The organism is Vibrio sp. N418, from assembly GCF_000222565.1.
In the GTDB taxonomy this organism is placed as follows: Bacteria; Pseudomonadota; Gammaproteobacteria; order Enterobacterales; family Vibrionaceae; genus Vibrio; species Vibrio scophthalmi.
Map to the genome: position 1 here is coordinate 19,509 of NZ_AFWD01000045.1, position 16,379 is coordinate 35,887.

General features: G+C 45.1%; 12 protein-coding genes. 6 read left to right on the forward strand and 6 right to left on the reverse strand.

What is annotated here, in order from left to right; all coding sequences use genetic code 11:
• Positions 1-54 precede the first annotated feature (54 nt).
• Complete coding sequence (locus tag RH86_RS08590) at positions 55-1,233, reverse strand: MFS transporter (protein ID WP_009385956.1); 1,179 nt, start codon at positions 1,231-1,233, stop codon at positions 55-57.
• 130 nt (positions 1,234-1,363) lie between these two features.
• On the opposite strand from RH86_RS08590, the gene RH86_RS08595 reads away from it, so the two are divergent.
• The 5 genes from RH86_RS08595 to RH86_RS08615 all read left to right on the forward strand — a co-directional run bounded on the left by RH86_RS08595 (position 1,364) and on the right by RH86_RS08615 (position 7,265).
• Entirely contained in the window at positions 1,364-1,855 is a 492-nt protein-coding gene (locus RH86_RS08595) for a GNAT family N-acetyltransferase (protein ID WP_009385957.1), read from the forward strand.
• A gap of 604 nt (positions 1,856-2,459) precedes the next feature.
• Entirely contained in the window at positions 2,460-3,197 is a 738-nt protein-coding gene (locus RH86_RS08600; RefSeq protein WP_009385958.1) for a flagellar brake protein, read from the forward strand.
• A gap of 111 nt (positions 3,198-3,308) precedes the next feature.
• Positions 3,309-4,229, forward strand: coding sequence for a DUF368 domain-containing protein (locus tag RH86_RS08605; RefSeq protein WP_038219467.1), 921 nt, complete (start codon positions 3,309-3,311; stop codon positions 4,227-4,229).
• A 245-nt stretch (positions 4,230-4,474) separates the two neighbouring features.
• Positions 4,475-6,331 (forward strand): ABC transporter ATP-binding protein, encoded by a 1,857-nt coding sequence (locus RH86_RS08610; RefSeq protein WP_005593454.1) that lies wholly within the window; start codon positions 4,475-4,477, stop codon positions 6,329-6,331.
• Positions 6,332-6,560: 229 nt separating this feature from the next.
• Positions 6,561-7,265 (forward strand): DUF445 domain-containing protein, encoded by a 705-nt coding sequence (locus RH86_RS08615; RefSeq protein ID WP_009385960.1) that lies wholly within the window; start codon positions 6,561-6,563, stop codon positions 7,263-7,265.
• Between the two features lie 72 nt (positions 7,266-7,337).
• On the opposite strand, the gene RH86_RS08620 is transcribed toward RH86_RS08615, so the two are convergent.
• From RH86_RS08620 to RH86_RS08645, 5 genes are all read right to left on the reverse strand, one after another.
• Positions 7,338-7,805, reverse strand: a complete 468-nt coding sequence (locus tag RH86_RS08620; RefSeq protein ID WP_009385961.1) for an Lrp/AsnC family transcriptional regulator — start codon at positions 7,803-7,805, stop codon at positions 7,338-7,340.
• Between the two features lie 502 nt (positions 7,806-8,307).
• The gene (putP, locus tag RH86_RS08630) at positions 8,308-9,798 is read right to left on the reverse strand and encodes a sodium/proline symporter PutP (protein WP_009385963.1); all 1,491 of its coding nucleotides are present in this window, start codon (positions 9,796-9,798) and stop codon (positions 8,308-8,310) included.
• Positions 9,799-9,892: 94 nt separating this feature from the next.
• Positions 9,893-10,585, reverse strand: coding sequence for a 1-pyrroline-5-carboxylate dehydrogenase (locus RH86_RS08635; RefSeq protein WP_009385964.1), 693 nt, complete (start codon positions 10,583-10,585; stop codon positions 9,893-9,895).
• 14 nt (positions 10,586-10,599) lie between these two features.
• Positions 10,600-13,728 (reverse strand): bifunctional proline dehydrogenase/L-glutamate gamma-semialdehyde dehydrogenase PutA, encoded by a 3,129-nt coding sequence (putA, locus tag RH86_RS08640; RefSeq protein ID WP_009385965.1) that lies wholly within the window; start codon positions 13,726-13,728, stop codon positions 10,600-10,602.
• A gap of 186 nt (positions 13,729-13,914) precedes the next feature.
• The gene (locus RH86_RS08645) at positions 13,915-14,730 is read right to left on the reverse strand and encodes a helix-turn-helix transcriptional regulator (RefSeq protein ID WP_005593446.1); all 816 of its coding nucleotides are present in this window, start codon (positions 14,728-14,730) and stop codon (positions 13,915-13,917) included.
• Positions 14,731-15,169: 439 nt separating this feature from the next.
• Between RH86_RS08645 and RH86_RS08650 the strand changes: the two genes are divergently transcribed.
• Positions 15,170-16,270, forward strand: a complete 1,101-nt coding sequence (locus RH86_RS08650; protein ID WP_005593445.1) for a PEGA domain-containing protein — start codon at positions 15,170-15,172, stop codon at positions 16,268-16,270.
• The last annotated feature ends 109 nt before the right edge of the window (positions 16,271-16,379 follow it).

A 16,379-nucleotide genomic window follows, 5' to 3' on the forward strand; every position in this document is an offset into this window, starting at 1 on the left:
TTGATTCCAGTATCCATTTACTTGTTAGTTACTTGTCAGCAATAGCGATAACGTTTAGCGCCACTTCAACACACGAACTTCGTTGCCCTCTTCTGGCTTAGCGGGGATATTGAGCGACAGTAGCAAAGACACACCAGCCATCGCTGCGCCAATAAAGAACACCGCTGAAGGTGATACCAACCAAATGAGACCAAACGTCACCGGAATCACCACCGCGGCAATGTGATTGATCGTGAATGACACCCCTGCAGTCGAGGCCATGTCAGCCGGATCGGCAATCTTTTGCAAGTAGGTCTTAATCGCCAGCGCTAAAGCAAAGAAGAGATGATCCACAATATACAACGCCGCCGCCCATTCCGCCGTTTCAACAAAGGCATAACCAACAAATACCCCAATCAAGCCAATGTATTCAAACATCAAGGCTTTGCGCTCACCGACTCGACCAATAAAACGACCAATTCTCTTTGCAAATAAGAAATTAAAGAAGTAGTTAGCCACGAAGAGTAACGTGATATCGGCCGCTGAATAGCCAAAACGCTCAACCATCAAAAAGCCGGCAAATACGGTAAAGATCTGACGACGAGCACCACTCATGAAGGTTAAAGCATAGTAGAGCCAATAACGCTTACGCAGCACCAATTTCTTATTCTGTACCACTTTGGTTTCAAACTGAGGAAAAGCAAACGCAACCACAACCACCAAAGCAAAGCCAATCCCGCCGAAAATCAAATAGATCCACTTAAATTCAAGCAGGAAGACTTCCAAGCAAACCCATAATGCCGCGTAAGTAAGTAGAGAGGCGAGTGCACCAACAGAAATGTATTTACCCAGCGTCTCAGGCGCTTCCTCTTTTGTCAGCCACTGCAGTGCGAGTGACTGCTTTAAGGTTTCAAAATAGTGAAAGCCGGTAGACAGCAGTAAGGTGGTGAGTAGCAAACCTGTTACTGACGGGAAAAAACCTGTCATCGCGCTGCCAATGGCAAGCATCGCTAACGACACAATCATAAATCGTTGCTCGCGAATAAACATCAGCACAAAAATCACCGTAAAAGCCAAAAAGCCTGGTATTTCGCGCACACTTTGCAGTAATCCAATATCAGCACCATCGAAATTCGCTTTTTCAATAACAAAGTTATTCAACAAAGCCATCCAACTTGAAAAGGCAATTGGCACGATAATAGAGATGATTAGTAAAAAGTTTTGTGGGGTTTTCCACCCAGAAGATTGATTCATCAAACGGTTCCTTATAAAACGCCTCGCAAGATTACCGAGGGAACCCTTCACACTCAATCATATTTACTTTTTATACAGAACCATAAATATGTTATACCAAAGCATGAACCGATAAGCGGATGAGAAAGATATGGATATTAAGATTCGCCCAACCCTAGTGTCAGATGCTGCAGCTATAGCTGAGATCTATTCACAACCCAAGGCACAAAGTGAAACATTGCAACTCCCTTTACCAAGCAGCGCGCTGTGGCAACATCGTTTAGAAAACATTCCTGACCACATCTATAGTTTCGTTGCCGAAGTCGAGGGAGTGGTCGTAGGTAATATCGGATTTGAACATCTGCGCAGCCCTCGCCTGATTCATTGTGGAACGTTTGGTATTGGTGTTCACGACAACTACCATGGTTTAGGTATTGCCAGTCGTTTAATCGAAACCGTTCTTGATCTCGCCGATAATTGGCTGCAGATCAAACGTATCCAGATTGATGTGAATAGTGACAATCAGACCGCCATCGCTTGCTATAAAAAATTTGGTTTTGAGATCGAAGGGGAAGCGAAATGCTCGGTATTTCGTCGTGGCGAATATATTAGTACCTATTATATGGCGAGAATAAAAACCTAATCTTCATGCTCTGCTCACCAATACCAATACGGTCTCGATAGTCAAATTTTGATTCGTTATCGATACCGTATTAGCCTTGTATCGAATAATTCACTAAGCCCTTTAGTGGCCTTCATTGCGGCTTGAATTCAAGTAAAAAGAGTGACAGATAGGTCACCACTGCACAACATGCTGCGGCTATACTCCCATGATGCGAATCGGTCTTCACGACTATCGCTTTAATGACCAACTTTCCATACTCTAGCCTCTAAAAGAGAGAGTGCCACCCAGGTCAAAGTGAAGGTGACAACATCATCATTGTATCTAAACAGCATGAAATAGAACAAATCTCACTCAACAGAATCCTGAAAATGCTGTTCTTCTTGGTCCAATGTGACTACATGCATATAATTGACGTCAAAAATGATAACTAGCTCATACTTATAACCTATATTGATGTTTGAACTCGAAGCAAACCCTCAATAGAATTTACTGCGTATTCCCAATAGGCAAATAAGTTGAACTTAACCGTGTCTATACACAAGTAACGTCAAACAATAGGATTCAGAGTGAGATCAGCACGCTCAATTCAAAATAAATACGCTAACGGGATAATGGTGGTGGAATGAATACTCAGTCACAGACAACCACTGAAGCTAAAGCTCAGCCAAACACGATGAACTCACGCGCCGCAACCGTTGTTAATAGCGTCGATGCCCTCCCGATGATCGATCATGGCCGCGAACTCAGCATTGGTATCGTCACCCCCGTCGGTACCAGTTTTCGAATCAAAAGTAACTTTATTGGCACTCACTCTAGCCATATGATTTTGGTCGAATTGCCTAAACTGTCAGATGAAAACATCAACGACTTCTTCCAAGAAGGATTTTGGGCCACATTACGCGCTATTGCACCGCGTGGAGAAGGGGCGGTATTTAGTTTCCGCAGCCAAATTTTGCACATCATCAAAGCGCCAATCGCGATGGTTGCGATGTCGATTCCACAAACCGTGCACTCCACACCATTGCGTAATGAACCTCGTTATGAAGTCAATTTACGTGCTAAAGCTCACAGCACCAATCATCGTATCGAATGTGTGATGCGAGACTTATCGAAAAGTGGCTGCTTATATATTACCCCTTCCCTTACACGCCCGTTCGCATCAGGGGAAAAAGTTGAACTGTTGATATCAATGCCAGGGAAATCGACATCATTTGATTCACTCAGCGGCACAATTTGTAACGTCAAGCAATCTTCGCAGAAAAGAAGCTACGGTGTTAAGTTTGACGATCGTGGTAAGGAAAATGCGAAAACTTTACTGGCGCACCTCAAGTTTGATGGTAATCGCCTCTCTCTGCGTTAACCTCAGCCAATATCCAATCTTATTTTTAGGGCGATTTTACGCCCTATTTTCATACTTTTTTGACACCTTTATCGGTATACTTTCGCCATCTCAACCTGATTACTGTATTGAATGAACTACTTAACGACGTTTTTTAAAGGTCTCGCCATGGGCGCGGCCGATGTTGTACCTGGCGTATCTGGCGGTACTATCGCATTTATCACCGGCATCTATGACACGCTTTTAGAAAGTATTCGCCGTATCAACCCTACTGTGCTTGGCATTTGGAAACGAGAAGGCTTTAAGGCCGCGTTCAGTCATATTAATGGTCTATTCTTGATCGCGCTATTTGGTGGGGTTTTCACCAGCATTGCGACCTTGGCTAAACTAATCTCTTGGTTATTGGTCACTCACCCTATTCCACTTTGGTCATTCTTTTTCGGCCTCATTTTGGTGTCGGTGTATCACATCCTCAAACAAGTGGAACAACGCACCATAAGCCGTGCCATATTCCTGCTGCTGGGGGTAGCTTTTGCATACTGCATTACCATACTCAATCCACTGCAAATGGAACCGACCAGCATCAACATCGTCTTTGCTGGCGCCATCGCGATCTGTGCCATGATCCTTCCGGGCATCTCGGGCAGCTTTATTCTGCTACTTATCGGCATGTACGCTCCGGTTTTAGGTGCGGTAAAATCATTTGATTTCACTATCCTGTCGCTCTTTTTAACTGGTTGTGTGGTTGGCCTACTGAGCTTCTCTCATGTTCTATCATGGTTACTAAAACGCTTTAGAGATGCCACCTTGGTTTTCCTAACGGGTTTGATGATCGGCACGTTGCCAAAGATCTGGCCATGGAAAGAGACCATCTCATGGCGCACCAACTCAAAGGGAGAAGAAGTGCCATTGATTCAACACAACTTAACCCCATTTGAATTTGAGAACGTGATGAATCAACCGGCCCACTTAGGTATGGCTGTAGTGATGATGATTGCGGCAATCGCCCTTGTGATTGGTTTAGAAAAATTTGCAGAGCGCTCGCAACACTAAGCGCATAAGCATCAATTTCCATCGAATTAGGTCAGCATTGCTGGCCTTTTTATTGCTCCCTCTTCTACCGTATAGAACTTTGACCGTTATTTCTCTGACTAAATCGACGCCTGCCACATAAACGCACGATCATGAGCCGCTCTCTAGTTACATTTCTGCTGGCAAAACGATAACATACAACACTTAACACAGCGCGCAGCCCTATCGTCATAATATCTTTTTCTTGCCGCGCTTTAGGATGATGTATGTTCAAGAAATTTGAGAGCTTCACAAAGCCATTTCCCGATCAAGAGCCAGAACAGCCGCCACAAGGCATTTTTGCTTTTTGTCGTTACTATACGCGTGGATTTGAAGTGCCATTGGTTATCATGTCAATCATGGCCACCATTGTTGCGATCGTCGAAGTCGCCCTGTTTGGCGCGATGGGTAACTTGGTTGACTGGCTGTCCAACAGTAATCCTGAAACTTTCTGGCAAGACAATCAGGCTGACCTGATCTTTTATGGTGCCCTGCTATTGGTCGTAATGCCCATCATGGTCGTCGGCTACTCATTACTTGTGCACCAAACATTGCTCGGCAACTATCCGATGTCGATCCGCTGGCTGGCGCATCGCTACTTACTCAAGCAAAGTGTCAATTTCTATCAAGATGACTTTGCCGGTCGTGTTGCGACAAAAGTGATGCAAACCTCACTTGCGGTGCGTGAAACCGTGATGAAAAGTATGGATGTTTTTGTCTATGTGTCGGTCTACTTCACCAGCATGATCGTTCTGCTCGCGCAAGCCGATTGGCGCTTAGCCATTCCAATGCTATTTTGGCTTGTCGCTTATATCTGCATCCAGATCTATTTCGTGCCAAAACTGAAACAAGTCGCAACCGAACAAGCTGACGCACGTTCATTGATGACGGGCCGCATCGTCGATAGCTATACCAATATCTCTACGGTTAAGCTGTTCTCACATAGCCACCGTGAAACAGAATATGCCGAAGAAGGCATGCAAGGCTTTCTACAAACCGTTTACCGCCAAATGCGCCTTGTTACGGGCTTTGACGTTGCGGTAGAAGTGACCAACTACATCCTGGTTTTTTCTATTGCCACGCTATCGATCGTACTGTGGATGGACAGTGCGATCAGTATTGGAGCGATTGCTATTGCCATCAGTCTAGCTCTGCGCATCAACGGTATGTCAATGTGGATCATGTGGGAAGTGGGTGCTCTATTTGAAAATATGGGCACCGTTGTTGATGGCATGAAAACCTTATCAAAACCGATCGATATCGAAGACAAAACCGATGCAAAACCGCTTAACGTCACCCAAGGTGGTATCGAATTTAACGATGTCAGCTTCCACTATGGTGACAAAAACAAAGGGGTGATCAGCAACATGAATTTGACGATCAAACCGGGCGAAAAAGTGGGCTTAGTTGGTCGTTCTGGTGCAGGTAAGTCAACCTTAGTGAACTTACTGCTGCGCTTTCATGATGTGGAACAAGGCCAAATCAAAATTGATGGTCAGGTGATCTCAGATGTCACTCAAGAATCTCTGCGCAGTAATATCGGTATGGTGACACAAGACACATCACTGTTACACCGTTCTATCCGCGACAACATCTTGTATGGCAAACCTGATGCCAGTGACGAAGAGTTACTAAAAGCGACAAAACAGGCACACGCACACGACTTTATCCAAACTCTTAACGACCCATTTGGCAATGAGGGCTACGATGCTCAAGTTGGTGAGCGTGGCGTGAAACTGTCAGGTGGACAACGTCAACGCGTGGCAATTTCACGAGTGCTACTGAAAGACGCTCCGCTGCTTGTGTTAGACGAAGCCACCTCAGCACTCGATTCTGAAGTAGAAGCGGCAATCCAAGAAAGCTTATATGAGTTGATGGAGGGTAAAACCGTTATCGCGATTGCGCACCGCTTATCCACCATCGCTGCGATGGATCGCTTGATTGTTCTCGACCAAGGCCAGATCGTAGAACAAGGCTCGCATCAAGAATTGCTGCAGAACAATGGTATTTATGCACAACTTTGGGCGCACCAGACAGGCGGTTTCCTTGGCGAAAAAGATCAAGACCAAGCTCAGCAAGACTAAACAATAGAAGCTAAGTGCTAAGTGATAGAACCTAAGCAATAGAAACTAAGTGATAGAAACCAAGCACAATTGTGAGCGCTAGAGCCCCCTCAACCCGCTTGGTATCGCCAACTTGTCGTAAGATGATGAGCTCGAAATAAAAAATCAAAAGCCCTCTATAGAGGGCTTTTTGCTAACCTTCGACTCCGTTATACTCGTCACACTTTTTTAAACCACGAGTCTTCCGTTAATGAACAAAAGTTTACTCACGAATGTCATTGCCCTTGCGCTACTCGCAGGTGGTCATGTTTTTGCTAATCAACTGGCCTTTTATGCTGGCCTATTTGCTTTCTCTGGGGCAATTACCAACTGGTTAGCCATTCATATGTTGTTTGAAAAAGTACCCGGTTTGTATGGCTCAGGTGTTATTCCTGCACGCTTTGAAGAGTTTAAACTGGCCATCAAGCAACTGATGATGGAGCAGTTTTTCACCGCCAGCAACATTGATAAGTTTCTAAATCAAGAAATGAATAGCAGCAAAACGCTCAACCTTGAGCCCGTCATTGCAAAAATCGACCTTAACCCTACCTTTGATTCGCTCGTAGAGGTCATTGCGCAATCTTCTTTTGGCGGCATGCTAGCGATGTTTGGCGGAACTGAAGCTCTACAACCGTTAAAACAGCCGTTTGTTGAAAAGATGCAGCAATCAATGGTGGAAATTAGCCAAAGTGATTCGGTTAAGCTCGCACTAAAAGAGCAGATGGAGTCTCCAGCGATGATGGAGGAAATCAAAACCAATATTGAAAACATCATCGATCAGCGTTTAAACGAACTGACGCCTAAATTGGTTAAAGAGATGGTGCAAAAGATGATTAAAGAACATCTTGGCTGGTTAGTTGTTTGGGGTGGCGTGTTCGGCGGCCTAATTGGGGTTATTTCTTCTTTTATCGCTTAATTAGCGCCACAAACACCACTCTGGCGGTGAGCCTTAACAGGTTCACCGTTTTTGTATCTGTTCACTATAAACTTAAATCTGGGCAGCGTTTAATCCATTACTGGTCTTATGCTCTTCAATCACCACTTCGCTTCTTGATTGAATAACCCCGGGCAAGGTAACAAACTTAGTCGCCATAAAGTTCTGATACGCTTTCATGCACTTTACGCGCACTTTGATCATCGTATCAAAGCCACCAGATAGCGTGTAGCACTCTTCAATTTCAGGATGTTTAGCAACTTCAGCAGCAAATGATTCAAACGGTGAGTGCCCCGTTTGATCTAAACGTATATGGATGAAGACCTGTACAGCAAAACCAAGCTTGTCTGGGTTAAGATCAGCATAGTAACCACTAATAAAGCCCTCTTTTTCGAGACGCTTAACACGATCAGAACAAGGCGATGTGGTGAGATTAATACGCTTTGCGAGCTCAACGATAGGCAAGCGCCCTTGAGCATTTAAAATACGTAAGATTTCACGATCAATTCGATCCAACTCCACAATACATCCCCCCGATGATTCATCATTCAAACAACACTATTTAAACAATCTAATCACAGGCTGAATACGATATAAATGGAAGTAACGTAAGAAATTGTTAGACCGCGTTGGCATTTGTTAATGATGAGGCCACCGCCGAGCAGTGGTGATTGCAACTACGACAGTAGTATTGCTGTTCCATTTTGACATAGTGATCACCTTGCAGCACAGTGACAAAAAAGCTAGCAAAAGAGCGAAGAAATGAGCTGCGCTGGTTATCACAACGCTCCATGACAACTTTATGTGGAGTGTGTTTGTGGCAACATTCGCAGTATATCTGTGGCATGACTCTTCTCTCCCTTACGTTTTAGTCAATTAGGTTGACTCTGTTATAGTCCTTTGGTTCCAGATATTTTGCGACCAAACGCCGTTTTGTGAGCTAAAGCAAACAAATAGTAAGCAAAAAAGTACAGCCCTGCTATAAGGGCTGTACTGGTTCACATTTTATCTGATATTCAAAAGCTTATTCTAGCTCTTGCAGTTGTTTCTCAAACTTCGCATGTTGCGCCTTAACCACCTCATCTGGTTCGCCAGTCATCAAGCTAACCACAACAATCGCAATGGTTGAGAAAATGATACCCGGTACGATTTCATATACATCAAACACACCGCCAGTTAGTTGCTTCCATATGACAATCGTCACACCACCAACAATGATGCCCGCTAGCGCGCCATTACGGTTCATACGTGACCAATAAAGACTCAACACCATCGCAGGACCAAATGCCGCGCCAAAGCCCGCCCAAGCATAAGAAACCAAGGTCAATACTGAGCTATCTGGTGACATAGCAAGAATCAAAGCAATAATGGAAATACCCACCACGGCGATACGGCCAACCATAACAATTTCGTCAGAGCTGGCGTCTTGCTTAAACACTTGCTTGTAAAAATCTTCCGCCAGCGCCGATGATGACACTAACAATTGAGAGTCAGCAGTACTCATTACCGCGGCAAGGATCGCTGCTAATAGAATACCCGCAACTACTGGATGGAACATCGAGTTCACCAATAGCATGAATATTTTTTCACCATCATCCAGCGAGACGCTGCCAGTATTGGTCACGTAGACCAAGCCAACGACGCCCACCATCAATGCACCAATCATCGATAAACCCGTCCATACAACGGCAATGCGACGCGCCGTTGTCAGATCTTTGTTGCTACGAGTCGCTTTAAAACGCGCCAAAATATGCGGTTGACCAAAGTAACCCAAGCCCCAAGCAACTAAAGAGATAATTGCGATTGCCGACAACGGTTCACCTTTCGAATCATTCCATAAGGTTAAAAGCTCTGGATTGATCGCATCTAACTGATGCGTTAAGTCGCTGAAGCTACCTTGCATGGTTGCCACTGGTACAATAATCAGCGCCGCAGCCATCAATAAACCTTGCACTAAATCCGTCCAAGACACGGCTAGAAAACCGCCAAATAAGGTATAAGACACAACACAAAGCGTGCCGATAACCACTGCAATGCTGTAATCTAAACCGAATACGGTTTCAAACAACTTGCCGCCTGCAACCAAACCAGAACTGGTATAGAAAAGGAAGAACAAAAGGATAAAGAACGCAGAAATGGTTTGAATAAGTTTAGAGTTATCATTAAATCGACGCGCGAAAAACTCCGGAATCGTCAGTGAGTCCGTCGTAATACTATAAGTACGTAAGCGCTTAGCGTTGATCAGCCAGTTCGCCCAAGTGCCAAGTAACAAGCCACCTGCTAACCAAAATGCTTCAACACCCGCAGCATACGCGTAGCCCGGAAGGCCAAGCAGCAACCAACCACTCATATCTGATGCACCCGCAGATAAAGCGGCAGGCCAAGGGCCTAAAGTACGTCCACCTAGAAAATAATCGGTGGAGTTTTTCGTTCGTAAATAAGCAAAAACGCCAATTGCTAACATTAAAACTAAGTAAGCAATGAACGTCGTTGTAATAGCAAAGCTATTTTCCATGTGGTATTTCCTCTTCTTTAAAATGTCCCCTTAAACAGCAATGTCCTCCATGGCATTGCTATTAAGGAGTTCGTGAGTTTATCCCTGACATCACTCAGAGATTGGCTGCGCCCAATAACGTCGCATTGCCACCCACTGCTGTTATATTTATTGTTCTGGTTCGCTCGGTGATAAACCGCAACGATAAATGGGGATCATGAGCCACAGATAAACTGACTAAATCCGTCTCCGACACTAAGCTCACTATCGCGCCTGTGCGATTGGCAAGTTGTCGATTGAGATTTAGTTCCCCACTGGCTGAACCAACAAAGCCCACCACTCGCACATCTGATTCCAGCACCTGCGGTGCAGCATCAAGTGCAGCAAATTGAATGAGATTTATCGGCAGAGATGACTGTTGATAAGCCGCCTCTAATTCGGTGACAAAAGTGACATCATCACTGCATAGCACGACACTATTGCCCGCGACTAATGCAGCAATAAGCTGAGCAATGACGGCCTGTCTTGCCGCGGCTCCATCGGCCTCCATAATGAGTAAACTCACGCCCCGCCCTGCGGTATACAACTCATTGCTTTCACCTGTCGGCCCGACTAACTGATGTTCAAAGCCTATCAACGTTGCCGCTTGTTCAATGTGAAAACCAATGACTTCCGCCCACTCAGGCTGGTTATGCTCAACCCCCTGTTTAAGCTCAAGTATCCCCTCGATTTTGGAATCAAAATCGGTCAGATTCCAATTTTCCCAAGCAGAGAAGGCATCTGAAAATCCAATGACTTGATGAACCATGATTTATCTCCTTCTCATCCGTGAACTTGGTTGCTGAACTGAGTAAAACGATACAGGTAGTGTGGACCACCCGCTTTGGGGCCTGTACCCGATAGGCCTTGACCGCCAAACGGCTGTACGCCAACAACCGCCCCCACTTGATCGCGGTTAATATAGCTATTGCCCACTCGGGTATGTTTTTCTATCCAGCGATAAGTCGTTTCGTTCCGGCTATGGATCCCCAAGGTCAAACCAAATCCCGTTGCATTAATATTGGCCACCACTTGAGCGACTTGATTCGCCTTAAAGCGAACCACATGCAAAATTGGCCCAAATTGCTCCTCTTTAAGCACGCTGATATAATCAATTTCAAAAGCGCAAGGGGCGACAAAGTCACCATGTTGACACGTGTCATCTAAGTTCAGTTGCGCAATCGTCTTGTGCTGAGAGGCCATTTGATCAATATGAGCAAGCAGTTTTTGTTTCGCACGGGCATCGATAACGGGCCCAACATCTGTTGAATGCAACTTAGGATCGCCCACTGACAGTTCATTCATTGCTCCTTGAATAAGGGCAATAATACGATCAGCAATGTCCTCCTGGACAAACAGCACGCGCAGTGCACTACAACGTTGCCCTGCTGAAGCGAATGCTGAACGAATCACATCACGCACCACCTGCTCTGGTAGCGCGGTACTGTCGACAATCATCGCATTCTGCCCACCGGTTTCCGCAATCAAAGGGACTGGTGGGCAATCACGACTGGCTAAGGTTTGATTGATACGTTGCGCCGTTTGCGTTGAACCAGTAAAGGCCACGCCAGCAATCGCCGCATGAGAAGTGAGCGCATGACCAACATCACCACCTCTGCCTGGCAGTAGTTGAATAACACTAGGCGGAAAACCCGCCTGCAACATCAGCTCGACGGCACGCGCAGCTATCAAGCTGGTTTGCTCTGCCGGTTTTGCTACAACGGTATTCCCTGCAACCAACGCGGCAGAAATTTGACCTAAGAAAATCGCCAACGGGAAATTCCACGGACTAATACAGACAAAGACACCACGCCCCTGACGTTCGATGGTTCGTGTTTGACCATCAAATCCCTTAATGGTAAAAGCGCTCAGTTCATCCACTTGTTGGGCGTAGTAACGACAAAAATCGACCGCTTCGCGTACTTCATCAATCGCGTCATGAATGGTTTTCCCCGCCTCTTGATGACATAGGGCCACCAATTCAGCCAAATTGAGCTCCAACAAGTCTGCTAATCGATCTAATGGCGCCGCTCGCTCGCTCGATGGCGTCGCTTGCCAAGCATTAAATCCCTGCTGGGCAACATCAATCGCTGGGGAAACATGATCAAGGTGTGCAAATACAACTTGTCCAACATCAATACGTCTATCGTAAGGCGCGGTGGTGGTCTCCGCTTCATTTCCTTCCTTGATCATGCTTTCGAAAAATGGCACACCATTTACTATCGGTGATGCTTGCCACTGATGCGTTAACCAAGTTTCAACCTGCGCTTCGAACTCTTGCGCTTCGCTTTCAATATCAACATTAATACCAAGCGAGTTTCGACGTTGCGGAAAAATACTTGGTGGTAGCGGAATGTTGGGATTGTCCAAACGATCAAACGCTTGCAAGCTATCAACCGGATGCTGAGTCAAACTTTCAATCGGGCAGCGCGCATCAACTAAACGATGAACAAAAGAGCTATTAGCGCCATTTTCAAGTAAACGGCGCACAAGATAGGGCAATAGATCTTTATGGCTTCCTACAGGAGCATAAATGCGAATCGGTTGTTGATACATCGCCATTACATGGTTATAGAGCGACTCACCCATACCGTGCAGACGCTGAAATTCATAGTCATTGTGTTCAGCCATCACTGCGATGGCCGTGACGGTATGAGCATTGTGGCTGGCAAACTGAGGGAAAATATTGCCACGTACACCCGCACTCAGCAGGAAGCGAGCACAAGCAAGGTAGGCAACATCCGTCGATTCTTTACGAGTATAAACGGGGTAATTACGATAGCCCGCTTGTTGCGACCACTTGATTTCGCTGTCCCAATAAGCCCCTTTTACTAAACGTAATGGGATCACATCGCCTTGCTGTTTAGCCAGTCGATTAAGCCACACTAATACTGGCAAAGCCCGTTTTGAATATGTTTGAATTACCAAACCAAATTTGCCCCACCCTTGCACCACCTCACTGCGATACAGCTTGGCAAACAGCTTGAGCGACAACTCCAGTCGGTCTGCTTCTTCAGCATCAATGGTAATGGCAACATCCAACTCAACGGCACGACGTAACAGCTCTAACACGGTTTGGTAGAGCTCGCTTGTTACACGTGATTGATTAGCCACTTCATAACGAGGATGCAATGCGGATAATTTGATCGAAACGGAAGGGGCCGAATGGGTTTTCGCCGTCATCATTTCACGGCCAACCGCTTCAATCGCCATCAAATAATCTTTAAAATACTTGTTGGCATCCGCGGAAGTTAAAGCCGCCTCTCCCAGCATATCAAACGAATAGGTAAAGCCTTTCTGGTATGACGCTGCACCATTTTTTTGCGCCTCACCAATACTGCGCCCGAGCACAAATTGATGGCCCATGATTTTCATTGCTTGATGCATAGCTTGGCGAATCACTGGCTCAGAGAGCTTATTGACTAAGCGATTAAGTGTCTGAGTTGGACTAGGAGTTTTCGGCGCGGATAATCCAACCACCTTACCGGTAAACATCAATCCCCACGTTGAAGCATTCACGAACACCGAATCGGAGTTTTTGAGATGAGATTTCCAGTCCGCTACGCTTAATTTGTCGCGAATAAGGGCATCAGCGGTTGCTGCGTCAGGAATACGCATCAATGCTTCGGCCAAACACATCAATAAGATCCCTTCTTGGGTATCGAGGCTGTATTCAAGTAACAAAGCATCAATCATTTGGATCGATTTTTTATCTGCCCGTATTGCTTGAATCAGTTGAGTCGTTTGATGTTCTATTTGTTGTTTTTCAGCCGAACGGGGCTCAGCCAAAGGGAGCAGCTGTGATAGCCATTGTGATTCATCCACCATATATAGCGGAGAGATCAACGCCCAGAGATCATCAAGCGGCTGCTCAATAAACTCAGCATTCAACACATCGGTTGCTGTAAACATGCGTTTTCCTCAATCTCACACCTGCAAATGTGCAGGTTTCCTACAATGGCTTGCAGTGTATTTTGAGCTTGAGTTGGATACTTGTCAAAAACTCCGGATTATTTGCTAAAAACTTCGTTATTTAACAAAGTTAAAACACGATCACATCACATTTAGCAAAATAACTCACCAGATCTTTCTCCCAATTTAACCAATTTGTTTCTTATACTGTGATGGAGAGATACCTTGTAGACGAGAAAAAGCATGGGCAAAGGTACTTTGTCCGGAGAATCCCGATAACTCAGCCACTTGACCTAAGGTTAGATGACCTTTTTCAATCAGCTGCTTGGCCATATCGATGCGTTTGCTTAATAGGTACTGATGAGGAGTGATGCCCAATTGCTCTTTAAATAACGAATGGAATTGGCTTTCACCGAGGAAGACGCTGCCTGCCAACTGCGCGACTGTGATCTTGTAGCTAATGTGGCGCTCTATGTAGCGATCAATCGCTTCTAGGTCAAAACGCGACTCTTTACGATTGACTTGTAACGAAGAAATATGGCGATGCAGTAAAGCCATTACCGTGTCGTTACACGCTCGACTAAGTAATAAATCTTCAGGGCTTGCATGCATCTCTGCTACCAACATTTGAATCAACTTTTGAATCTGACCATCGAGCTGAAAATAGACATCGGCTTGGTTCAGTTCATTGAGCTTTTGCAACATCAAAGGGTCTTGGTGACTAGCGGACGGCATGTTCAGCACCAAAATATCCGATTGACCAATTACGCCACCAAAGGCATGGCCTGAACCAGAAGTGACGACGCAACCTTGGCCCGGTCCGACCAAATTCCCATAACCATTCACTTCAAACTCTGCTTGTCCCTTCAAACCAATCACGATCTGCGTATAACTATGATCATGGCAATCCATATAAGAAGGTAATGTCACCAACTCAGCAGGTCGGGGAGACAATATTTTGTCGCTATTTAGCTTCAATTGCGCAGTTTTGTCGTTGCTCATTGGCATCTAATTTCAGGCGGTTTTTACTGAGTTCGATGGTATAACAAATGGCAGCTTATCTCGATAAAATCCTCTACGACATGGTGAGCGAAAGAAAAGAAAGGCAGATTGAGCCAAAATCCGCTTTTAAACTGCTCAAAATGTGAAGGATAATCTTTCGGAAGAATGATCAAGTGCACATAAATTACGGTCTGTGTCACTTCTACTTACAGCAAGTTGACTGAAACTGTAATATTTTCTTGCTTATTTCCGTGAACTACCCAAAATAATCGTTAGCACTTTAGGTTTATTTTTATAAACTTATGATAGTCTTAGAGTTCAAAGTGCTAATAAGGGTATCTAAGACTGCTCAATACGACAGGATCTCAAGGGACTGTCAAAACTTTGTCTTAAATATTTTTATATTTAGTGAATTAAAACAAAATTGTTGTAGAGACTTATGATCACACGTCGCATCCCAGCGCTTTTGCTCGCGCTAAGCCCTTTTTGGGTATCGACCACGGTAAGTGCAGAAGAAGCTTCCGCTGATCCTGTTGCTGCCATCGATATCAAATTGAGTAACAAGCAATCCGAAATGAGCACTATTGCTACAGAGTACGACTCTGAAGCTCAACGCTTTCAACAACTGCAAAACGAAAACGCTAAGTTCAAGCGTGACGAGCAGGAGCTAAATGCTAAGCGTAACCGTGCGAAATCGGCTCTGGACAAACAGTATAGCCGTCTTCTTGAAGATCCAGAGATCGATTTATTAAGCTTTCAACAAGCGTACCAAAATGCTTGGGCATCAGTAAAAGAGAACCAAACTATTCTGCTAGAGAGCCAACAAGCTATCACAGAGAGTGAAATTCGCCTTTCTCAAATCAAGCAAAAGCAGGCTCGTCTAAGTTCCGAGTTCTCTTACCTTGAAGAACAGAAAGTTGAGGCGCGCGTTAAACGTCTTGGTGCTGAACTACGTGAAAGCGACGTAATGCAGACCAGTTTTAAAACCACCTGTTCTGCGACCATGACTCTCGGTGAATGTACTAGCCAAGGCCAGTACCTAACCAAGCAGAAAGCGGTAAAAGCGTTCAAAAATGAATTAATGGACAGCTTGACCGAGTCAACTCTGGCAAAACAAAATGCTAAAGGCGTTCAATTGAACGTTCACGTGCAAGACAGCCAGATTGTTCGTGCCGGATTTGAAGGAAACAACAGTTACTTCACTGAGATGCAAGCGCAACTGCAAGCAAAACCAGAAGCGACAGCAGCCTGTAAGCTACTTAATGTTTCTAGCCGTTACTGCTTGAAAGATGACTCTAGTACCCACGCGAAAAAGCAAGACAAAAACTGGGTTAGCGTGACGGTTCGCTCTGACCAATACAACGATGATGTAGTAATCAACGGTGTTGATTACGGCAGCACGCCAGTAGAAGTTTTGTTGCCACGTGGCCTGCACAAAGTGACGGTTTCAAAAAACGGTTACCAAACCTATAACCGCGAAGTGACCATCAGCCAAAATGATACCGTTTGGGTGAAATTGCGCTCTAAAGACGATAGCTAATCTAGGCTTCTCTTTATAATAAAAACGAGCCAATTCACAAAGATGAAGGAAAGCGCCATTTTGCTTCTAAGTTATCTAACGATAATTTAAGACAAAATGGCGTTTTCGT